We start from the raw sequence: 21,234 nt of genomic DNA on the forward strand, positions 1-21,234 counted from the left end.
CCATCATCCCTCAGTCGCGCGTCGATGCCGGACACCGCACCGTTGCACCAGATCACCAGGCATGATCTGGCCATGACTCGGCTCGTCGTGATCACGACCGGCGGCACCATCGCCACCACCACCGGCGCCGACGGCGTCAAACGCCCCGCACACCGCGGAGCCGAGCTGTTGTCGCAGGTAAACCCCCATGTTGACCTGACGGTGGTGGACCTGCTGTCGAAAGACAGTTCCGAGCTCACGCCCGCGGACTGGGACGCCATCGGCGAGTCCGTCGCCGAGGCCGCGGCCAGCGCGGACGGAGTTGTGGTGACGCACGGCACCGACACACTTGAGGAGACCGCGCTGTGGTGTGAGCTCACCTATGACGGCGCACCCCCGGTCGTGCTCACCGGCGCGATGTACAGCGCGGACTCACCGGAGGCCGACGGTCCGGCCAACCTGCGCCACGCGCTGACGGTGGCGGCCGACCCTGCCGCGCGGGGCGCGGGCGTGCTGGTGGCGTTTGCGGGGCGACTGCTGGCACCACGCGGGTTGTACAAGGCGGGCTCGGGGTTCGTCGGCGACGCGGTGTCGCTGCCGACCGACCGGGCCCGGCCGTTCCTGGGTGCGGTGTCCGCGGCGGCGGCACCGCGGGTGGACATCGTCGGGGCCTATCCGGGAGCCGACGGCGCGGCGATCGACGCGTGCGTGGCCGCGGGTGCTCACGCGGTGGTACTGGAGGCGCTGGGATCTGGCAACGCCGGAGAGGCGATCGTGGCCGCGGTGCGACGGCACTGTGCCTCGGGCGTCCTGGTCGCGGTCTCGACCAGAGTGCCCGGCGGGAACGTCAGCCCCGGATACGGTCCCGGCGCCGCCCTGGTGGATGCCGGGGCACTGGTGGTGCCGACGCTGCGCCCGTCGCAGGCTCGGGTGCTGCTGATGGCCGCACTCACCGCGGGCGCCCCCGTCCCGCAGGTGCTCGCGCGGTGGGGTTGACGCTCACTGGTCGTGGTCGTCGCCCGAGCGGTCGAGGAAGTCCGGCCAGTCCAGGCTGTCGACCGGGTCGGCCCGAACCACCTCGGGATCGTCCACCGCGAAATTGCGGACCAGGCCCGGCCCGCTGGATCTGGTCTCGAACCTCACGGTCATGACGCCGTGTCCGGCGCCCTGTACCCAGCCGTGGCCGAACTCCGGGTGACGCACGTCGTCACCGATGCGCCAACCGTCGACCTGCGGTTCGGGTGCCGCGTCGGGTGCGCGGGCGGCGCCCATCTCGGTCTGCTGCTGCTCCAGCTCCGGAAACAGGGACTCCTGACGCACATCTGACAGACCCGAAAAGCCCACTCCCAGAAGGCGAATGGGGCCGACATCGATCGGGTCGAGCAGCAGCCGGCGCGCGGTCGCGCCCAGGGTCGCGGCGTCGGCGGTCGCGTACGGCAGGGTCGCCGATCGCGTCAGGGTGGACATATCGGCCTTCTTGAGCTTGACCGTCACGGTGCGCGCACCCCGGCCGTCGCGCTGCAGACGTCGATGCGCGTGTTCGGCGATTGGCCCGGTGGCCTCGATCAACTGGGCCAGGGTGGTCAGGTCGGCCGCGAACGTCGACTCGGCGCTGATCTGCTTGGCCTCGGCCCGTTCGGCCACCGGCCGATCGTCGATCCCCTGCGCCAGCCGATGCAGCGCGGGCCCGATCGTGGCGCCCAGGATGCTGGCCACCTCGGTGTCGTCCAGTGCCGCCAGCTCGCCCACGGTCTCGATGCCGAGCCGGTGCAGCTTCTCCTCGGCCACCGGCCCGATGCCCCACAGCTTGCGCACCGGCAGACCGTCGAGCAGCGTCCGCTCCTCACTTCGGCGCACCACCCGCACGCCGTCGGGTTTGGCCAGTCCCGAGGCGATCTTTGCGATCTGCTTGCCCGATCCTGCCCCGACCGACGCGATCAGACCGGTCTCGTCGAGGACACGCCGCCGCAGCCGCTCACAGAACTGCTCGACGTCGTCACCGTCGGCGCCCGCGAGTTCGACCGGCTCGCCGAACGCCTCGTCGAACGACAGCTGTTCGAGCACCGGAACGACCGCGCGGATGGTGTCGAAGACCCGTCGACTGGCCACCGAGTACACCGCGCCGCGCGGTGGCAGCACGACCGCCCCGACCCCGACCTGGCGACGCGCCTGATGCATCGGCATGGCCGAGTGCGCCCCGTAGACGCGGGCCTCGTAGCTGGCACCCGCGACCACGCCCCGGCCGCCGAGCCCGCCGACCAGCACTGGGCGGCCACGCAGCGTGGGCCTGGTGAGCTGCTCAACGGACGCGAAGAACGCATCCATGTCGAGGTGCAGCACCCAACGGGCCGAGGAATCCACGTGCCGATGCTAGGTCGTTAGGCTGACGCCATGAGCCAACAGGCCGGTCCCGCCAGCGGATTCCCCGACGTGCCGATCCGTGACGAGTCGATCAGGCTGGGCCAGTTCCTGAAACTGGCCAACCTGATCGACACCGGGGCCGACGCCAAGGTCGTGATCGCCAACGGTGGCGTCACCGTCAACGGCGAGGTCGAGCAGCGGCGCGGCAGGCAACTGCATGTCGGTGACGTCGTGGTGCACGGCGACTCGGGCGCGCGTGTGGCCGTCGGATAACCCCGCAGGGGGACCCGAGCAGCACTGGCGCGCCGTCAGGCCTTGACGATCGTCACCCGGACACCGTCGCCGATGTCGTGGCCGTCGGGCATGTCGTCCGCGGACACGAAATCGAACGTGGTGGCCAGGATCTCGCCCGCGATCAGATCGCGGTGAGTGCGCGCCCACTGCTGCTTGTCGGTGCCGTCCTCGGGCACGGCGATCCTCACCGCGATCCGGTCTGACACCTCAAGGCCCGTGGACTTGCGCAGATCCTGCAGTTCGCGGATCCGATCCTTGGCCCACCCCTCGGCCTCCAACTCCGGGGTGACCGCCGCGTCGAGCACCACGAGTCCGGCGCCGCCCGGCAGGGCCGCGGTGTACTCGGGGTCGGCCGCGACGAGTTTCGAGCTGTACTCCTCGGGCAGCAGCGTCGCCGGTCCCGCGGTCAGCGTCCCGTCGGCGTTGACGACACCCGCACCGGCCTTGACGGCCTTGATTGCGGCCTGCACATCCTTGCCGATTCGCGGACCCGCGACGCGCGCGTTGACCGTCAACTCGAAGCGACCGTAGCTGGCGATGTCGTCGGTCAGTTCGACGGCCTTGACGTTCAACTCGTCGGCGATCAGGTCGGTGAACGTCGTGAGCTGTTCGGGATCCTCCACCGCGACAGTCAGTTTCGGCAGCGGCAGGCGCACCCGCAGCTTCTTGGCCTTACGCAGCGACGAGCCGACGGAGCAGACCTCGCGGACCTGGTCCATGGCGGCGACCAGAGCGGGATCCTTGGGCAGGTCGGCCTCGGGCCAGTCCGTCAGATGCACCGAACGGCCACCGGTGAGCCCGCGCCAGACCACTTCGGTCGCCAAGGGCAGCAGCGGCGCCGCCAGACGTGCGGTGACCTCGAGCACGGTGTGCAACGTGTCGATCGCATCGCGATCCTCATCCCAGAACCGGTTTCGGGACCGACGCACATACCAGTTGGTCAATGCCTCGGTGAACTGGCGCAGTTGGTCGCAGGCGCCGGAGATGTCGCAGGTGTCCAGCGATTCGGTGAGATCGTCGCGCAGCACCGCGAGCTTGGCCAGGATGTAGCGATCCAGCACGTGCTGCGAATCCGTGCGCCACTGACCGACTTTCGGCGCATACAGGGCCAGGAAGCTGTAGGCGTTGGACAACGGCAGCAGCACCTGCCGCACACCCTCCCGGATGCCCTGTTCAGTGACGATGAGGTTGCCTCCGCGCAGGATCGGCGAGGCCATCAGGAACCACCGCATGGCGTCGGAACCGTCGCGGTCGAACACCTCGGACACGTCCGGGTAGTTGCGCAGCGACTTGCTCATCTTCTGCCCGTCGTTGCCCAGCACGATCCCGTGCGACACACAGGTCCTGAAGGCCGGCTTGTCGAAAAGCGCGGTGGACAGCACGTGCAGCGTGTAGAACCACCCGCGGGTCTGCCCGATGTACTCGACGATGAAGTCACCGGGGAAGTGACCGGCGATCTGCTCGGTGGGATCCTCGCTGTCCACGCCGTCGAACCAGGCTTGGTTCTCGAACGGATAGTGCACCTGCGCGTACGGCATCGAACCCGAGTCGAACCAGACGTCGAACACGTCCTCGATGCGGCGCATGGTCGACTTTCCGGTCGGATCGTCGGGGTTGGGCCGGGTCAATTCGTCGATGAAGGGCCGGTGCAGATTGTCGGGGCGCACGCCGAAGTCACGTTCGAGTTCGTCGAGGCTGCCGTAGACGTCGATCCTCGGGTACGCCGGATCATCGGACGTCCACACCGGAATGGGAGTGCCCCAGTAGCGGTTTCGGGAGATCGACCAGTCGCGGGCGCCCTGCAGCCACTTGCCGAACTGACCGTCCTTGACGTGCTCGGGATACCAGGTGATCTCCTGGTTCAACTCGACCATCCGGTCCCGGAACTCGGTCACCTTGACGAACCACGACGACACCGCGCGGTAGATCAGCGGATTGCGGCAGCGCCAGCAGTGCGGATAGGAGTGCTCGTAGGTCTCGTGCCGCAGGAGCACCGCTCCGTTGCGGCCCGCGGCGCCCGTGCCGTTCTTGAGGTCGCGGATGATCTGCGGGTTGGCGTCGAAGACCTGCTGGCCCTGGTAGTCGGGGACGCCTGCATCGAAGCGTCCCTTGGAGTCGACGGGGGTGGCGGGCACGATGCCTGCCGCGTCGGCGGTCGCCTTGTCGTCCTCACCGTAGGCCGGGGCCATGTGCACGATCCCGGTGCCGTCTTCGGTCGTGACGAACTCGCCACGCAGCACACGGAAGGCGTTTTCCGCCTTGTCGGTGTCCATGAAGTACGGGAACGGCGGGAGGTAGCGGGTGCCGAGCAGTTCGGCGCCGGTGAACGTCGCGAGGACTTCCGGCTCCTCCCCCAATTCCTTTGCGTAGGCGGCCAATCGGGGCTGCGCAAGCACGTAGCGGTTCCCGTCGACTCCGCGCACGTCGACGTAGGTGACATCGGGGTTGACCGCGACCGCCTGGTTCGACGGCAGGGTCCACGGCGTCGTCGTCCAGACCAGGAAGTGCGAGCCCGCCAGCGGGCCCTCCGGGATCGCGAAACCGACGGTCAGCGCGGGGTCCTGCCGGCTCTGGTAGACGTCGTCGTCCATGCGCAGTTCGTGACTGGACAGCGGCGTCTCGTCGTTCCAGCAGTACGGCAGCACACGGAAGCCCTCGTAGGCCAGGCCCTTGTCCCACAACTGCTTGAACGCCCAGATCACCGATTCCATGAAGGACAGGTCCAGGGTCTTGTAGTCGTTGTCGAAGTCGACCCAGCGGGCCTGCCGGGTGACGTAGGCACGCCACTCATCGGAGTACTTGAGCACCGAAGCGCGGCAGGCATCGTTGAACTTCTCGATGCCCATCTCTTCGATCTGGGCCTTGTCGGTGATGCCGAGTTGGCGCTGCACCTCGAGTTCGGCGGGCAGACCGTGGGTGTCCCAGCCGAATCTGCGGTCCACCTTGTATCCGCGCATCGTGCGGTAGCGCGGCACGATGTCCTTGACGTAGCCGGTCAGGAGATGGCCGTAGTGCGGCAGGCCGTTGGCGAAGGGCGGGCCGTCGTAGAAGACGTATTCGGGGGCACCCTCACGGCGGGCGATGCTGGCCCGGAACGTGTCGTCGTCCTCCCAGTACTTGAGGACGTCGGCTTCGAGCGCCGGGAAGTTCGGCGCGCCGCCGGGGAGCTTGGGATACGCGTCGGGACTCGAAACCACTGGGTGCCTCTCCTGTGCCTTGATCAGGGCACGGGGACGATCACCCGCACTGTGTGCGAGCACCGCGGTACCACCCCGCTTGCGCGCCCACAGGGCGCGCCGCTCAACTCTGTGGCTGTGACGGGCCAGCCCCGTTCGGTTCTACTGGGCCGGCGCTGTAAGCCGACTGTTCTTCCGAAGGCTCCCCGGTGATGGCCGGATCGACGCCGCTGAGTGTTGATTCTAGTCCGGGACGCAAATCCGCTGTCGGTGGCCGATCACCCCGAGGTGGTGGTGATGACCGCGAGCGGGAACTGCTCGTCGAGTTCGGCGACGGTCGCGGCGTCGAAGCTGCGCGTGTCGTACCACCAGTCGAGGTAGAGCACGTCGGCGCCCTGCCGAGCGTGCAGGACCAGCTGAAAACCGGCCTCCGGAGAGGTGCCCTCGACAGCCGAGCGGTAGGACACGCACGCCGCAGGCGTCACCGCCTGGGGGGCGGGCTGAACCCGCGAGATCGCCTCCGCGCCGCTGAGCCCCCACTCGTCGGTGCACCCCACGATGAAGGTCGTGGGCGGGCCGGACTCTCCGTCGACGCGGACCGCCAACTCACCCGCGCCCACGGTGCAGCCCACGGTGCGGCCGAAGGCTGCCGTCACGAGGCGCTCGACCGGCACGCCTGCGCGCTCGGACTCCGCGAGAAGTTCAGCGGTCAGCAAACAGCTCAGCCGACCGGCCCTCTTTGCCATGTCATGAGGGGACGGCGACGTGTCCGCGTGGTGATCGGTAATCCAGGCAGTGGACTCCGCCGAATGGACGAGGAAAGGAGCGGCCATTCGCATACGGTACGACGGGTGTCCCAGATTTGGGAGAGATGTGTCAGAAGTCTGACATATGTGTCAATTACAGGTCCGAAATTCGTCACGTTCCCGGGTGCGAAATACGAGGTCGAGCGCTTATGGTGGGTGGGTGCCCCGGACCGATGAGAATGGCAGGCAGCTGAAAGCTCTGCTCGACTATCTACTTGACGGCGACGTCGACGCCAAGGCGATATACACGGCCCTCGGGGTGTCCAGCAGCACCTACTACCGACGCATCAAAGAGCCCGATTACCCCAGCGCGGAGGAACTGCGCCAGGTGGCCGACCGGTTTGCGCTCAGCTATCCAGATCTGCAGATCCGGTTCGGCCTCATGAGCCGCCAAGAGGTCTACAACTATCTTCAGGCCGCCCCGGTCGAGGTTCTGACGGCCACTGATCGGCACCCGACGCAGGTACGTCCCACCCACCGCAGGCGGTTGTCGGAACTGACCCCGCGACCCGACGCACCGCCGCTGTAACCCCCACCGACCTCCATTCGCCGAAAGCTCCGCAATGGCCCTCACCGTCCTCATCACGATCACCATGGTGTGCATCGGATGGAGTCTGTGGATTCGTCGCGTCACCTGGTCATGCCGGTGGGAGGTCGCCGCCACGCTCAACATCGCAATGCAGGGCGCCGCGGTGCTGCTGATGTCACCGATAGCCTCGGAGACGCTGGGCCCCGTGCTGCATCGGTACACCGGGAAGTGGAACCTCGAGGACTATCTGGGCCACGACCTCTACATCGTCGCCGCGTCCGCGATCGTCTACAACGCACTCGGCCGCCTGCAGGACGACGACTCAATGCGGCTGTCGTTCAAGCAGTACGTCGAACGGCCGGCGACACTGTGCATCCCCGTGCTGCTCGCCACGTTCTGGCTGGGCAACGGCTCGTCGGTGTATCGCGCCGACTTCTTCACCGTGCCGACGGACTTCTGGCTCAGCGTCTATTGGATTGTGCTGTGCGGCATGCTCATCTACCTGCTCGGATACGGCGGTCGGGCGCTGCTCATCCTGCGCCGTGATCCGCGATCCCGATCCATCGCGACCGTGTATCTGATCGCCACCGCCAGCGGAATCCTGGCCTGCGGCATCCGCATCGCGACGTCGCTGCTCCCCGAGCTGCAGCCGCTTGAGAACGGCCGGATGGTCTGGTTCTTCGCGTGTACATGCGGAGCGGTCTTCGCGCTGTCGGCCGCACAGTCCTGGCGACAGAAGCTGCGCGGTTCCACGACCGTCAAACGGTGACCGGCTGAGGCACGTCGCAGCGACCTGGCCCTGGCACTTCGGCGCTCCGCATACACTGACTGAACTGAACGGACCCGCCGACCCACGGGCGGGTGCCCGTCACCAGTGTTCCGCCGCAGCGGTTGGATCAAAGAGACACCGGATCACAGGGGTTGTTGAGCATCAGTAGGGCAACGCAGCTGCTGCAGCGTCTGGAGCGCTTCACAGAGCCGGGCGAGGGCGGCATCTTCCGCTGGCTGGGTTCCGTGGTGGTCCGTTGGCCGTGGCTCGTGATCGCGCTCTGGCTGCTGCTTGCGGCCGGGCTGCCGCCGATGTTCCCATCGCTGACCGAGCTGTCCCAGAAGACCCCGTCGGCCATGGTGCCTGCCGATGCGCCCGGGTCCGTGGCCGCCCGCACCATGGCCGAGGCCTTCGGCGAGGCCGGCAACGACAACATGCTGATCGTCGTCCTGTCCAACGAGGACGGCCTGGGCGAGGACGACGAGGCGGTGTACCGCAGCCTGGTCGACAAGCTGCACGCCGATACGCAGGACGTCGTCACGATCCAGGACTTCGTCACGACCCCGCCGCTGCGGCAGGTGATGACCAGCGAGGACAACAAGGCCTGGCTGCTGCCCGTGAGCCTGACGGGTGAGTTGGGCTCGCCGCAGTCCTACACGGCAACCACCAACGTCATCGCGATGGTCAGGGACACCGCCGAGGACACCGGCGTCACGGTGCACGTCACGGGTCCCGCCGCCACCCTGGCCGACATCGCCGAAGTGGGCGAGCACGACCGCGTCATCATCGAGATCGCCACGGTCGGCATGCTGCTCACGATCCTGCTGATCATTTACCGCAACCCGCTGACGATGCTGCTCCCGCTGCTGACCATCGGGGTGTCGCTGCTGACGGCGAATGGATTGGTGGCGTTCCTCGGCGACATGGGGCTCAGCATCTCGGGCCAGACCATCGTGTTCCTCACCGCGATGCTGTGTGGCGCGGGAACCGATTACGCCGTGTTCCTGATCAGCCGCTATCACGACTTCATCCGACTCGGTGAGGACTCCGACCGCGCCGTCCAGAGCGCATTGACCTCGATCGGCAAGGTGATCGTCGCCTCGGCGGCCACCGTCGCGATCACATTCCTCGGCATGATCTTCACCGAGTTGACGATCTTCTCCTCGGTCGGCGTTGCGCTGGCGGTGGCCATCGCGGTCTGTTGTACGGCCGCCGTGACCTTCCTGCCTGCGGTGTTGGTCCTTACGGGGCGTAGAGGTTGGGTCGCGCCGCGGCGCAGCATGACCACCCGCCTGTGGCGCCGCTCCGGTGTGCGGATCGTGCGCAAGCCGAAGTTCAACCTGGTGGCCAGCCTCTTCGTGCTGATCCTGCTGGCGTCGTCCGCGGGACTGGCGACGTTCAATTACGACGACCGCAAGGCGCTGCCGTCGTCGGTCGAGAGCCTGCAGGGCTACGAGGCGATCGGCAAACACTTCCCGGTGAACTCGAGCCTGCCGCAGTACCTTCTCGTGACGTCACCCCATGACCTGCGCAGCCCCAAGGCGCTGGCCGACCTCGAACAGATGGCACAGCGGATCAGCCAGGTGCCCGACATCGAGGCCGTCCGCGGCATCACCCGCCCGACCGGCGAGTCCCTCGAACAGGCCAGGCTCTCATTCCAGGCCGGCGAGGTGGGCTCGAAGCTCAACGACGCGTCGTCGATGATCTCCGGCCGCACCGCGGAACTGGACACGTTGGCCGGTGGCGCCGACCAGGTCGCCGACGCGCTCGGCGGTGTGCGTGGCCAGCTGTCCCAGGCCGCGGCGACGGTCAGTGGGTTGATCGATGCGTTGACGTCGATGGAGAAGCAGTTCGGCGGTGACAAGACGCTGCAGGAGTTCGACAGCGCGGCCAAGCTCGTGACGTCGATGCAGAACCTCGGTGACTCGCTCGGCGTCAGCCTCGACGACACCGCCGGTTCCATCGAGCAGGCCCGTCCCGTCGTGAACGCCCTCAACACCAGCCCGGTCTGCGACGCCGACCCCTCGTGCGTCAACACCCGACGGCAGTTACAGCGTCTGGTCGACGCCGGTGACGACGGCACGCTGGCCAGCATCGCCCAGTTGGCCAAGCAGTTGCGGGCGACCCAGTCCACCCAGACCCTCGGCGGGACCGCCAGCGGCCTGCGCAACGCATTGGACACCGCCACCAAGGCGATGCGCTCGGCAGGTGTCAGCGACTCCGACAGCATGCGCAAGCAGTGGGCCACCCTGCAGCAGGGCGCCAAGACGCTGGCGGAGGCCAGCCGCCAGGTGGCCGACGGCGTGCAGCTTCTGGTCGACGAGACCAAGAAGATGGGCGGCGGCCTCAACGATGCCTCGGCGTTCCTGCTGGCCATGAAGAACGACGCCACCACACCGTCGATGGCGGGGTTCTACATCCCACCGCAGTTCCTGGCCGGGGACGATTTCAAGAAGGCCGCCGATCTGTTCTTCTCCCCCGACGGCCACACCGTGCGCTACATGATCCAGACCAAGCTGAACCCGTTCAGCACCGAGGCCATGGACCAGATCGACGCGATCACCGACGTTGCTCGTGGCGCCCAGCCCAACACCACGCTCTCGGATGCCACGGTGTCGATGACCGGTTACACCGTGTCGCTGCGTGACACGCGTAACTACTACAACAGCGACATCCAGTTCATCATCATGGTGACCGTCGCGGTGGTCTTCCTGATCCTGGTGATCCTGCTGCGTGCACTAATCGCTCCGCTGTATCTCATTGCGTCCGTCGTGATCTCGTATATGTCCGCGCTGGGCATCGGGGTGTTGCTGTTCCAGGAGCTCCTCGGACAGGAACTGCACTGGAGCGTGCCGGGCCTGACGTTCATCATCCTGGTGGCCGTCGGCGCCGACTACAACCTGCTGCTCATCTCCCGCATCCGGGAGGAGGCCAGCCACGGGTTGCGCACCGCGGTGATCCGCACCGTCGCCGCGACCGGCGGAGTCATCACCACCGCGGGCCTGATCTTCACGGCGTCGATGTTCGGGCTCCTGTTCGCCAGCATCAGCACCCTGGTCCAGGCCGGTTTCATCATCGGCATCGGCATCCTGCTGGACACCTTCCTGGTGCGCACGACGACCGTGCCCGCCATGGCGGTTCTGGTGGGCCGGTTCAACTGGTGGCCGTCTCGATGGCAGCCCAAGCCCGCGCATCCGCCGCGGGAACCCGAACCTGTGGCCGCGAGCGTCGACTGACGCATCCGGTTGTTGAGTAAGGTCGCCTCGTATGTGGATCACCGTGCTGGGACTTGCCCTCGCGGTGAACTTCGAACCCATGAGGCTGGGTCTGATCACGGTAGCGCTCAGCAGGCCCAAACCCGTTCTGCAACTTCTGGCGTTCCTGACCGGAAGCTTCGTGATGAGCGCGACCGCCGGGCTGATCGTGCTGTTCGTGGTCCGACCGGGTCTGGTCGGCGCGCTGCAGTTCGACCGTGCCACGGTGCATCTCACGCTCGGTGTGTTTGCCCTCGCGTTGTCCGCGGTGTTCGCACTACGAGCGGGACCCCGTCGCACCACCGTCGACGCCACGATCACAACCTCCTCCTCGCCAGACGCCGACTTTGCGAAAAATCATGGGCCCCGTGCGGTTCGGGCGGTCTTCTCCCGGGCGCGCGGCCTCGCCCGCGGCAGTTCGCCATGGTTCTCGGGGGCGATGGGAATGGGCATCGCAATACCGTCGATCGACTACCTCGCACTGCTGGTTCTGATCGCCACGACAGGCGGCGCCCCGGTGACGCAGGCCGGGCTGTTGTTCACGTTCATCACGGTGGCCAACGCCGTGGTCGCCATCCCGCTCGTCAGCTTCCTGATCGCACCCGAGTCCACCCGAATTCGGTTGGAGGCCCTGCGACTCTGGGTGGCCGCCCGCACGCGCCGCGACGTCGCCCTGGTGCTGGCCATCGCGGGCGTTGTGCTGACAGTCCTTGGCATCAGCGGATTGTGAGCGCCGCTGCCCCTATGATGGACGACAACCCCCAACAGAGGAGTCTGCGGTGCAGCATCGCTCTCGACTGACACGGTCAGCGGTCGTCACCGCCCTGGGATTCGGAGTCTGGCTCATCGGCAGCGTGCCCGCGCACGCCGAACCGGTCGATTCGCAGCGCAACGACATCGCGGCCGAGGACCAAGACCGCGACCGCGAACGCGACGAGAACCAGACGGTGCAGTGCCCGATCTGCCCGCCCGAGATCCAGCAGGCACTCGCGCAGTTGGGGCCGATGCCCGAACCGGGTCCGCTGCCGCCGGTCGATTGGCCTGCCGCCGAGGTCAGCGTGCCGGTCTCGGTGGGCCTGCCGGCACCCCCGCTGCCGCCGCTGGTGTTGGGCTCGGCCGCCGATGCCGTCCTGCCGGAACTGGCGTCGCCGCAACTGCTTCCGCCGCCGCCCGATCTTCCGCCCCCGCCGCCGCCGGTTCTTCTGCCGCCGCCACCCGAGCCGCCGCGGCTTCCGCCGCCGCCGCCCCCGCCGGGGTTGCCGCCGCCACCCTGGCCGCTGGGCTGAGTCTCAGCGGTCTCAGCGCGTCGATCCGCCGCCGGGCGCCACGCCCAGTGGGATCAGCATGAACCCGAGCACCACGAGCGGGAACAGCAGCATCGTCTTGCGTGGTGGCACGTCGTCGATCTCGGGCCTGCGGTGCGCGTAGAGCACAAACACCACGACGATGTCGAACGCGACCACCAGCAGCCATCGGGTCCAGTCGACCCCGGTGAGGAACAGCGGAATGATCAGCAGCAGACCGAATGCCGGAAGCAGGATGTCGGACTTCAACTGAGCGAAGAAGGGGCGCATCGCCACCCCGGAGAACCGCGCGACCGACCACAGCGTCGCCGCCAACCCCGCCAATCCCAACAGCACCGATCCGATCAGCGCTGGAACACCGACCGCCGCCACCTCTTTGAGTCCGTCGGCCACGCTGTGGTCGTAGGTGGCCAGATACCACCCGCACACCCAATCGTGATAGTCCGACAGCACCGGGGTGTCAGTCGTCAGGTATGCCACCAGATCCCCCGGCGCCTTGATCGACGCGAACGGAGTCTCGATCATGCGGTGCGGAACGGACGCACACACCTTCTGACTCACGTCGTGGTTGGCGAATGCCGCAACCACGAGGGCCATCAGAAGGCCGGGCGCAATGGCCAACACCGCTGCCCACCGCTGAGCCCACCGTCCCAGACCCCTGGCGAGCACCATGATGGCCAGGATCGCGCCGAGGCCGAATTCCAGTGCCATGCCCTCGTGCATCAGCGCGAGAACCGCGACGACGGCACCGAACACACCGCAGCAGATCAGGGCCAGGCGACGCTGCTGGACGACACTCAGCGCCAGACACAGCGCGATCAGGGCCGTGGCACCCAACAGATCCGGGCGCCCGGAGTAGACCGCATACGGCACACCGAACGGCAGCACGGCCAGCAGCAACGCAAGCATGATCCGGCCTGGCGTGCGGGCCCGGCGCAGCAGGGTGAACGCCAGCGCCCCCAACCCCAACAGGTAGACACCAGTGGTCAGCCAGCGCATCAGATAGGCGTTGCGGAAGAAGCTTTCGTCGGCGACGCTGCCGACGAGCTCACCAGCCAGTCCGCGGCGCACGAAGCCGAACTGGTAGTCGGCGATGTAGTACGAGATCAGGTAGTGGTCAACGGGAATCACCACCGCCGCCAGGTAGACGAAGGCGGCCGACCAGACCAGGATTGCCAGGGCGACGGCGATGAAGAGGCCAGAACGGCGACGGGTGGGGACGGAATTCACCTGCACCCGGTCACCCTACTGTCATCCTGAACTCAGCCGGGCCACTGGCGTCAGTTGGTCGTAACGCGAACCGAATTCGGCGACAGGACGGTACCCGCGTGAACGAGCCATGGCGGCCCCACGACGGATCAGCGCCGCGGTCGCGACGAATCCGGCCTGATCGGTCAACACGAACGGGGTCAGCAGACGGTTGTGCACGAACCCGATGGCCAGACCGCTCTCCGGGATGGCCCAGCCCATCGAACCGCCAAGGCCCACATGGCCGAAACCGGGCAGAACACCGGGGAAGGGCAGGCCGTGGTAGCCGAGATGGAATGACATCGGCATGCCCACGCTCCGGTCCGGACGCAGGCTTGGACGGCCCGCCAGACCGGCGGCGACGCGCCCCGACAGGTACTGAATGCCGTCGATGGAACCGCCATTGGCGATCGCACCGTACATCCTGGCCAACCCGCGGGCAGTCGCCACCCCATTGGCGGCCGGCATCTCAGCGTCCAGCATCGGAATCTCACCCTGGACAACAGATTTCATACCGGGGAAATACAGTGAGCCGAACCCCGCGGTCAGCGGATTCAGGGCCGCATGCGGCGCCAGCAGATTGAACACCGGGTTCGACAGGTTCGACTGCGGATGGATGATCTGCGCGGCATGAGTCGGTGCGGTCGCCGGCGGACGGCCGAGGTGCACGCCGTCGGTGTCCAGTGGCGCCGCCACCTCCTCCCGAAACAGTTGGCGCATACCCTTGCCCGTCACCGAGCGGGCCAGGCCCGACAGCAGCCACCCGTAGGTCAGCGCGTGATAGGCGGGCTTGCCACGCAGGCGCGACGCGGGGGCCGCGGCCATCCGCGCCTCCATCGCCGTGTGGTCCAGCAGTTCCGCTTTGGTGACTCCGTTCAGATGCGACAGACCCGCGCGGTGCCGCATCATCTCGCGCACCGTGATGTCGGCTTTGCCGTTGGCGCCGAAGTCGCTCCAGTAGTGCGACACCGGGGTGTCGTAGTCGATCAGCCCGCGGTCGACCAGCCGATGGATGACCGTCGACGCCACACCCTTGGTCGCCGAGAACACCATGCTGCCCGTGTCCGCGGCCCAGGGCTGCTCACCACGACGATCGGCATAGCCCGCCCAGACGTCGACGACGGGCTCCCCATGGAGGTACACCGCGAGCGCGCCACCACCGAGCTTGGGACGGCCGAACATCGCTGAGAAGGCACGCACAGCGCACGAGAAGTTGGGGTCCGCGGCACCGTGGACACCCTCCGGGAGCGCCGCGCTGCGCTCCCCAGATGTTGCTTGGCTCACACCGTGCACTTTACCCACCCCCACCGCACAGAATCGACGGACATAAGCGGTGTTACTGGTCCGTTATCAGCGTCCTGCCGGGGCCCCGGCCAGCACTGCGGCGTCCAGGCGCGTGAACTCGCCCGCCCGGTATCTCTCCAGGCTGGCCGAACGTCGGGTCTTGCCGCTCGTGGTGATCGGAATCGAGCCCTGCGCCACCAGCACGACGTCCGCGACTGCGACGCCGTGGGCTGTCGAGATCACCGATGCCACCTCGCCTTTGATGGCCTCCAGGCGTTCGGCCATCTCGGCCGCGTCGAGACCCTTGTTCTTGACCTCTGCGATCACCACGAGTTTCTCGGTGGTGTCGTCGGGCACGGCCACCGCGGCCACCCGACCGCGGGTGATCACCGACACCGAGGCCTCGATGTCGTCGGGATAGAGGTTGCGCCCCCGGATGATCAACAGATCCTTCATCCGGCCGATGATGAACAGCTCACCCTCGGAGAGGAATCCGAGATCGCCAGTGCGCAGCCACTTCTCGGCCGGCGTATCGGCCGATGCGTCAACCAGCGTGCCGCCGAACGTGCGCTCGGTCTCCTCGGGCTTGTTCCAGTATCCGGCGCAGACGTTCTCGCCGTGCACCCAGATCTCACCGATTACGCCTGCGGGGCTCTCGGTGCCGTGGTCAGGGTCGACGATGCGCACCAGCGGCGAGTCCGGCGTGCCGTAGCTGATCAGCGCCGTGCCGGTGGCTGCGCGGTCGGCGTTTCCAGCGGACAGCTTCTCGGGCTCGAAGTGCACCACCTGAGGCGGCTGCCCGGGACTGCGGGTCTGGACGTACAGCGTCGCCTCGGCCAGGCCGTAGGACGGCCGGATCACCTTGGGCGGCAGGTTGAAGCGCGCGAAACGCTCCGTGTACCTGCGCACCGTGACCTCGTGGACGCGTTCGGCCCCGCTCATGATGCTGAGCACGTTGCTGAAGTCGCAGCCCTGCAGGTCCTCGTCGGTGGTGCGCGTGGCCGCCAGGTCGAATGCGAAGTTGGGTGCCGCCGTCAGCGCGTGGGTGTGCGTTCCCACCAGGCGCATCCACCGTGCTGGGCGGGCCAGGAAGGACAGCGGGCTCATCAGCACCGAGTGCCAACCGCCCAGGATCGGGGCGACGATACCGAGCAGAAGACCCATGTCGTGGTAGAAGGGCAGCCACGACACCACGGTGCTGTCTGCCGGCGGAACCCGGTTGTAGTCGGGGTAGAAGCCGCCCATCATCTGCTCGAAGTTGACCGCCAGGTTGCGATTCGACACCATGACGCCGGCCGGGGTGCGCGTCGACCCGGAGGTGTACTGCAGGTAGGCGGTGTCGGGCAGGGTCTCGCGCTTGAGCCGACCGCCCGAGCGGGTGTCGAGGTCGAGCGTGTCGACGGCCAACACCGTCGGCGTCGGACGGCCCTCGGCGGCCTTGGCATAGGGCGTGACGGTCTCGTTGACCGCCGACGTGGTGAGGAGGACCGTCGGTGCGGCGTCGGCCAGTACGGCGTTGACGCGATCGTCATGAGCCCCCACCATCGGCGTCGAGAGCGGCACCGCGATCAGGCCGGCCTCGATCGCCCCGAGGAACGCGATGACGTACTCCATGCTCTGGGGCGCCAGGATGACGGCGCGGTCCCCCACTGTCGCGACCTCGCGAAGCTTCACCGCGAGGTTCTTGACCCGCAGGTACATCTGCGCCCAGCTGAGCGTCTCCTGGACGCCGTCCCAGTCGGATTCGTAGTCGATGAAGGTGAACGCGGGGTCGCCGGGCTGCAGGCCGGCCCGTTCGCGGAGAACACCAGTAAGCGAAGATGCGATCACTGTCAGATACCTTTCGTGCTCGGCGCAGAGATGATGAACTCGGCCGATGTTGTGCGGCTCGCGCCGCGAGAGTCGAGGGTGGTGGCGGGCATCAGATCATCTGCCCGGACAGGTCGTATTCCGCCAGGGTCTGCTGCACCAGATCTGCCAGCCAGGCCTTGGTGTTGGGTGCTCCCGGCTCGTAGCCGACCACCGAGATGGACACCTTGCCCCCGAGCCGGCCGGACACCAGCACCAGATGTCCACCCGCGGCGACGATGTCGCGTTCGATGACGTTCTGGTCGACGCCGCGCATCACCATGTACTCGGCGTCGGAGCCGTCAGGGCGGCCCACCGTGGGTTCGAGATCGCCCATGTTCGAACACGACACCGGAAGGTCGGCCGCACCGACGAACACGTCGGAGAGACGCTTCATGGCACGCCGCGGGACGAACGGGATCAACGGCAGGAATTGCAGCGACTCGTCCGGAGTGTCCTTACGCGCCTGCAGTGCTGACCTGATCGCGGCGCGGGCAGAGGTGAGGTCGGTGGTGACCGAATCCGGGTCGACCCCCACGTTCCCGATCGACATCGCGTTGGCGCGGTAGTCGTCGAAGGACCGATCACTGAGTGCCAGAAGCAGATTCACCGTCGAGCCATCGGGCCCGGTGGGCACCGTGCGGCCCATGCGGGCGCCGAGTCGGGCCGCGACGCCGGCCAGCAGGGAGTAGGTGTTCCCGCCGAGCGAGGCCGCGCGTGCGTCCCATTCGTCGATGTCGACGAAGACCGAGACCGCGGGCACCGACACGACTCGGTTGGCCGCACCGACATCGTCTGCCTGACGCGCCGGGGCCGACCGCGCGAGGTCGTGACGGCGGCGCAGGGTCAGCTTGATCGCCGTGGACAACGTGCGGCGCACCTCGGGCAGATCCCGCAGTGTCGCCCGCGCGTCCTCGCGGGCCGCCCGCAGTCTGGCCCTGCGGGTCGCGCCGCGGCGGGCGGGGTAGCCCAGGTCGGGCCGCTCCCCCTTGACGGCGGAAAAGATCGTCACCAGGCCGGCCACGCCGTCGCCGAGCGCGTGGGAGGCCACCAGGCTCAGCCCGGTGGACCCGTCGGTCATGGGCAGCACCGAGAGTCGCCAGCCGGGGCCGAACTCGGGATCGATCGGTCGGGCGGCCTGCTCATCGGCCCAGTCGCTGAACTCTTCGCGGGGCCTGGCCACGGCCTCGATGTCCAGATCGGACGCCGGACCCAGCGCCGAGACCCAGCGATGCCTCCCGAAGGGCAGCACCGAACGTTCGATCAGTCGGCCCCCGAGCCCGTAGCCGAGGTTCTCGTGGAACCGCTCCAGCGCTTCGAGATCCACCGGATGCTCATAGATCCACAGGCACTGCATCAGCTGCGAACGATTCCCCGCCCGCATGGCGTCGAACATCGCCTGGTCCAGGTGGACCAGGCGGTTATCCATCGGCACAACGTTTTCCGCGGTGTCAGCCACCAATATCACCTTCCGGATGGTCGACATCGGCGAGACCGAACTCAGCCAGCACACTGGACACGACGGCACGCAGGCTCTTCTTGGTGTTCTCGGCACCCGGCTGATAGCCGACGACGGTGAGCGAGACCTTGCCGCAGTACCGACTCGAGACGACAGTCAGCAGGCCACGGCGCTGCTCGAGGAGTCTGCGTGGGATGCGTCCGTTGACCCCGCGCAGCAAGAGGTAATCACAGTCAGTGCCGTCGATCCGGCTCAGCATCGGGTCGAGATCACCCAGGTTGGTGCACGACACCGGCAGGTCGGCAAAGTCGAACAGCACGTCGGCGCCACGCTTGACGGTGAACTTGGGAACGAACGGGATCAGGGGCAGCAGTTCCAACGACTCGTCAGGCTGCTCCCGGCGGCGCTTGAAGCCCTCGCGGAGCACTGTGCGCGCCGCGGTCAGATCCGCGGTGACCGGTCCCGGGTCCACGGCGATCGAGTCGAGTGAGACGGCGTTGGCCCGCGAATCGTCCTCGGTGCGCTCACTGATGGGGATCAACAGGCTGACCGCACCGTCCTCGGCGCGCTGACGGCCCATGCGGGCGCCGAGTCGGGCCGCGAACCCCGCCGCCAGCGAGAAGTAGTTGCCGCTCAGCGCTTCGGCGCGCGCATCCCAGTCCGCGGCGTCCACGAACACCGAGATGGCAGGCACCTGAACTTCGGCCCCCGGATCTCCCACGGGTGTCGTGGTCGGTGGAGGCGCCGACCGCTTGATGTCGCCCCGCCGGCGGTAGGCCAACCGGACCGCGACGGCCAGCGTCTTGGCCAGCACGGGCACCTCGCGCAACGTGTCACGCGCATCCTCGCGCACGGCCAGCCTTTTCGGCCGCGCCCCAGCGGGCGGAAGGTCCAGGTTCCGCCGAATGCCCTTGAGCGCGTCGGTGACGGTGATCACGGCGCCCATACCGTCGGTAAGGCAGTGCGAGATCTCCAGGCTGACTGCGGTCGACCCGTCGGTCATCGGCAGGGCGCCCATGCGCCAACCGGGTCCCGTCTCCGGATCGATGGGCATGCCCGCGCGTTCGTCGGCCCAGTCCGTGAGTTCGTTTCGAGGCCGCGGGGTCTGCTCGAGTTCGAACGGCGTCATGGGCCCAGTCGCGGCCACCCAACGATGCCGGCCGAACGGCAGTGGCGACGACTCGATGAGCCGGCCGAACAGGCCGTATCCGAGGTCGGCATGGCATCGACGCACCGCGTCGAGGTCGATCCCCTTGTCGTACACCCAGACGAGCTGCGCCATCGACTCCTCGCCGGTGGCGCGGAGGGCGAGAAACATCGCCTGATCGGTGTAGGACAGTCGATTGTCCGGCCCGGCATCCTGATTCACCGACCGTCGACGAAGCCGCTGCCGACGCGCCCGATCCACTACCGCCATCACCGAATCTCCCCCCGTGTCAGTTCGCGACAGAGCCCGCGGTCGCAAGAGCGGGCGCATCCTGTTTCGGCGTGACCGCCGGCGCCGCCGTTCCGTCCTGCACCACTGCGAGGTATTCGGCCTTCATCGCCTCGAGGTAGCGCAGGGCCGACACGCGTGCGGTCGGGTTGTTCGGGAAGGCGACGGTGATCGTGGTCCCGCGACCCAACCTGTTCACCCACATGCCGAACTGATGGGCGTCACCGGCGTCGCTGAAGACCCGGCCGTTCAGCTGGTTCCACTCGGCGATGATCGCCGGCGACAGCGGCGGCAGCCCGGCGTCGAGGTAGGACAGCATGGGCACACCCGAATCGGGTTTGTGCACACCGAGTTCCGCTGCGAGCTCGACCACACGCTCGAACGGCACGTGAGCCAGGTCCACCCGAGAGTCGAACGACTCCTGGGCGGCACGGGCGATGGCGCCGAACGACAGGTCGCCCACCGGCACGGTGATCGGGACAAGTCCGGTGAACCAGCCCGTGGTCATGAACTCCGACGGCGAGTTTCGCGTCGTCGTCGGCGTGACCACGTAGTAGGTCTCGTTACCCGTGATCTTGCGCTCAGCCAGGGCCGCGCAGGCGAAGACGCCACCGCTGAAGCGGGTGCCCGCCGCCATGCAGACGGTCTCAAAGCGGTTGGTCTGCTCTTCGTCGAGCAGTTGGACCGTCAGCAGCGCACCGCCGCGGGACTCGGCCATGGTGCCCAGCGGCAGCGAGAACTTCGGCATCGATCCGCCGTTCTCCTCGGCGTAGTCGATCCACGCCCGCACCTCGGGTGAGTCCAACGTCAGCGCCGAGGTGTACTCGTACTGGCGGGTGCAGTAGTCGTGGTAGCTGCCCGGTTCTGGAAGCTGCAGTGGCGCGCCACCGCCGACCAGTGCGGCGTACATCATGTGGATCTCGACGAACAGCGCACCCATGAACATCGCGTCCGCGTGCACGTGGTCGACACTGAGGAAGAACGTGAAGTGATCCGCGCGCTGGATCACACCGAACCGGAAGCAGTCCCACTGCAACGGGTTCGGGGTGGCCAGCGCGTGCTCACGCCAGCCGTCAGCGGCCATCTCGCCGTAGTTCTTCGGCGCGAACCTGATGTCCCGCGGGTTGGTCAGCGTGTGCCGAATGAACTCGCCGGCACCGTCGTACTCGAACCAGCTGTGGAAGGTGTCGTGCCTGCGCAGGTAGGCGTTGATCACATGCGTCATGGCCCGGACGTCGCACTGTCCCTGGATGTTCCACGACGGGATGTTGAGCCTGGCCATATTGCGGCCGTGCGCGGCGTGGTCCCGGTAGGCGTGCAGATGCTGGGCCTGCTGGTAACTCACCGGTACCGGATTAACCGGAGCGGCAGCCACTTTGGCCAGCGTCGACGCCGAAGGCTCCCACGACGTGACCACGCCGGGGGTGTCGTCCCACTCATGGATTGCTTGGAATGCGACCACTACTGCCCCTTACTCCACTGCCGGAT

At 67.4% G+C, this 21,234-nt stretch carries 16 protein-coding genes; 7 read left to right on the forward strand and 9 right to left on the reverse strand.

Annotated features, from left to right (window positions below; translation table 11 throughout):
- Window positions 1-72: 72 nt before the first annotated feature.
- A complete protein-coding gene (locus G6N34_RS12325; protein WP_085154847.1) occupies window positions 73-975 on the forward strand; it encodes an asparaginase in 903 nt (300 codons plus the stop codon).
- A 3-nt stretch (window positions 976-978) separates the two neighbouring features.
- Here the strand turns inward: G6N34_RS12325 and G6N34_RS12330 are convergent, their stop codons facing one another.
- Window positions 979-2,304, reverse strand: coding sequence for a DNA polymerase IV (locus tag G6N34_RS12330; protein ID WP_234813043.1), 1,326 nt, complete (start codon window positions 2,302-2,304; stop codon window positions 979-981).
- A 66-nt stretch (window positions 2,305-2,370) separates the two neighbouring features.
- Between G6N34_RS12330 and G6N34_RS12335 the strand changes: the two genes are divergently transcribed.
- On the forward strand, window positions 2,371-2,613 hold the full coding sequence (locus G6N34_RS12335; protein WP_085154714.1) for an RNA-binding S4 domain-containing protein: 243 nt from the start codon (window positions 2,371-2,373) through the stop codon (window positions 2,611-2,613).
- A gap of 35 nt (window positions 2,614-2,648) precedes the next feature.
- Here the strand turns inward: G6N34_RS12335 and ileS are convergent, their stop codons facing one another.
- Together ileS and G6N34_RS12345 are read right to left on the reverse strand one after the other, a co-directional pair.
- Complete coding sequence (gene ileS / locus G6N34_RS12340; protein ID WP_085154716.1) at window positions 2,649-5,831, reverse strand: isoleucine--tRNA ligase; 3,183 nt, start codon at window positions 5,829-5,831, stop codon at window positions 2,649-2,651.
- A 257-nt stretch (window positions 5,832-6,088) separates the two neighbouring features.
- Window positions 6,089-6,556: a hypothetical protein gene (locus G6N34_RS12345; RefSeq protein WP_133057806.1), complete on the reverse strand. Its 468-nt coding sequence runs from the start codon at window positions 6,554-6,556 to the stop codon at window positions 6,089-6,091.
- A 220-nt stretch (window positions 6,557-6,776) separates the two neighbouring features.
- Between G6N34_RS12345 and G6N34_RS12350 the strand changes: the two genes are divergently transcribed.
- The 5 genes from G6N34_RS12350 to G6N34_RS28285 all read left to right on the forward strand — a co-directional run bounded on the left by G6N34_RS12350 (window position 6,777) and on the right by G6N34_RS28285 (window position 12,454).
- Window positions 6,777-7,145 carry a transcriptional regulator gene (locus tag G6N34_RS12350; protein WP_085154720.1) on the forward strand — a complete coding sequence of 123 codons (369 nt, stop codon included), beginning with the start codon at window positions 6,777-6,779 and terminating at the stop codon, window positions 7,143-7,145.
- Between the two features lie 34 nt (window positions 7,146-7,179).
- The gene (locus G6N34_RS12355) at window positions 7,180-7,914 is read left to right on the forward strand and encodes a hypothetical protein (protein WP_085154722.1); all 735 of its coding nucleotides are present in this window, start codon (window positions 7,180-7,182) and stop codon (window positions 7,912-7,914) included.
- Window positions 7,915-8,069: 155 nt separating this feature from the next.
- Entirely contained in the window at window positions 8,070-11,150 is a 3,081-nt protein-coding gene (locus tag G6N34_RS12360) for an MMPL/RND family transporter (protein WP_179965748.1), read from the forward strand.
- Between the two features lie 31 nt (window positions 11,151-11,181).
- Complete coding sequence (locus G6N34_RS12365) at window positions 11,182-11,898, forward strand: GAP family protein (protein ID WP_085154724.1); 717 nt, start codon at window positions 11,182-11,184, stop codon at window positions 11,896-11,898.
- Between the two features lie 49 nt (window positions 11,899-11,947).
- Window positions 11,948-12,454, forward strand: a complete 507-nt coding sequence (locus tag G6N34_RS28285; RefSeq protein WP_109788619.1) for a hypothetical protein — start codon at window positions 11,948-11,950, stop codon at window positions 12,452-12,454.
- Between the two features lie 12 nt (window positions 12,455-12,466).
- Here the strand turns inward: G6N34_RS28285 and G6N34_RS12375 are convergent, their stop codons facing one another.
- The 6 genes from G6N34_RS12375 to G6N34_RS12400 all read right to left on the reverse strand — a co-directional run bounded on the left by G6N34_RS12375 (window position 12,467) and on the right by G6N34_RS12400 (window position 21,208).
- Window positions 12,467-13,708, reverse strand: coding sequence for an Rv1490 family membrane protein (locus tag G6N34_RS12375; protein WP_085154726.1), 1,242 nt, complete (start codon window positions 13,706-13,708; stop codon window positions 12,467-12,469).
- Between the two features lie 15 nt (window positions 13,709-13,723).
- Window positions 13,724-15,004 (reverse strand): esterase/beta-lactamase LipL, encoded by a 1,281-nt coding sequence (gene lipL, locus G6N34_RS12380; protein WP_234813039.1) that lies wholly within the window; start codon window positions 15,002-15,004, stop codon window positions 13,724-13,726.
- Window positions 15,005-15,070: 66 nt separating this feature from the next.
- Window positions 15,071-16,834, reverse strand: coding sequence for an AMP-binding protein (locus tag G6N34_RS12385; protein ID WP_109788620.1), 1,764 nt, complete (start codon window positions 16,832-16,834; stop codon window positions 15,071-15,073).
- Between the two features lie 91 nt (window positions 16,835-16,925).
- The gene (locus G6N34_RS12390; protein WP_234813040.1) at window positions 16,926-18,311 is read right to left on the reverse strand and encodes a hypothetical protein; all 1,386 of its coding nucleotides are present in this window, start codon (window positions 18,309-18,311) and stop codon (window positions 16,926-16,928) included.
- Window positions 18,304-19,728 (reverse strand): condensation domain-containing protein, encoded by a 1,425-nt coding sequence (locus G6N34_RS12395; protein WP_163645376.1) that lies wholly within the window; start codon window positions 19,726-19,728, stop codon window positions 18,304-18,306. Before G6N34_RS12395 ends, G6N34_RS12390 begins: the two co-directional genes overlap by 8 nt.
- A 19-nt stretch (window positions 19,729-19,747) precedes the next feature.
- A complete protein-coding gene (locus tag G6N34_RS12400; protein ID WP_085154730.1) occupies window positions 19,748-21,208 on the reverse strand; it encodes a condensation domain-containing protein in 1,461 nt (486 codons plus the stop codon).
- Between the last annotated feature and the right edge of the window lie 26 nt (window positions 21,209-21,234).

The organism is Mycolicibacterium confluentis (assembly GCF_010729895.1).
GTDB lineage: Bacteria > Actinomycetota > Actinomycetes > Mycobacteriales > Mycobacteriaceae > Mycobacterium > Mycobacterium confluentis.

What these genes read in the sequence shown, in the direction of transcription:
- G6N34_RS12325 (WP_085154847.1), top strand. Translation starts at nt 73, where the DNA reads ATGACTCGGCTCGTCGTGATCACGACCGGCGGCACCATCGCCACCACC.
- G6N34_RS12330 (WP_234813043.1), bottom strand. Translation starts at nt 2,304, where the DNA reads ATGGATGCGTTCTTCGCGTCCGTTGAGCAGCTCACCAGGCCCACGCTG.
- G6N34_RS12335 (WP_085154714.1), top strand. Translation starts at nt 2,371, where the DNA reads ATGAGCCAACAGGCCGGTCCCGCCAGCGGATTCCCCGACGTGCCGATC.
- G6N34_RS12345 (WP_133057806.1), bottom strand. Translation starts at nt 6,556, where the DNA reads ATGGCAAAGAGGGCCGGTCGGCTGAGCTGTTTGCTGACCGCTGAACTT.
- G6N34_RS12355 (WP_085154722.1), top strand. Translation starts at nt 7,180, where the DNA reads ATGGCCCTCACCGTCCTCATCACGATCACCATGGTGTGCATCGGATGG.
- G6N34_RS12365 (WP_085154724.1), top strand. Translation starts at nt 11,182, where the DNA reads ATGTGGATCACCGTGCTGGGACTTGCCCTCGCGGTGAACTTCGAACCC.
- G6N34_RS12395 (WP_163645376.1), bottom strand. Translation starts at nt 19,728, where the DNA reads ATGGCGGTAGTGGATCGGGCGCGTCGGCAGCGGCTTCGTCGACGGTCG.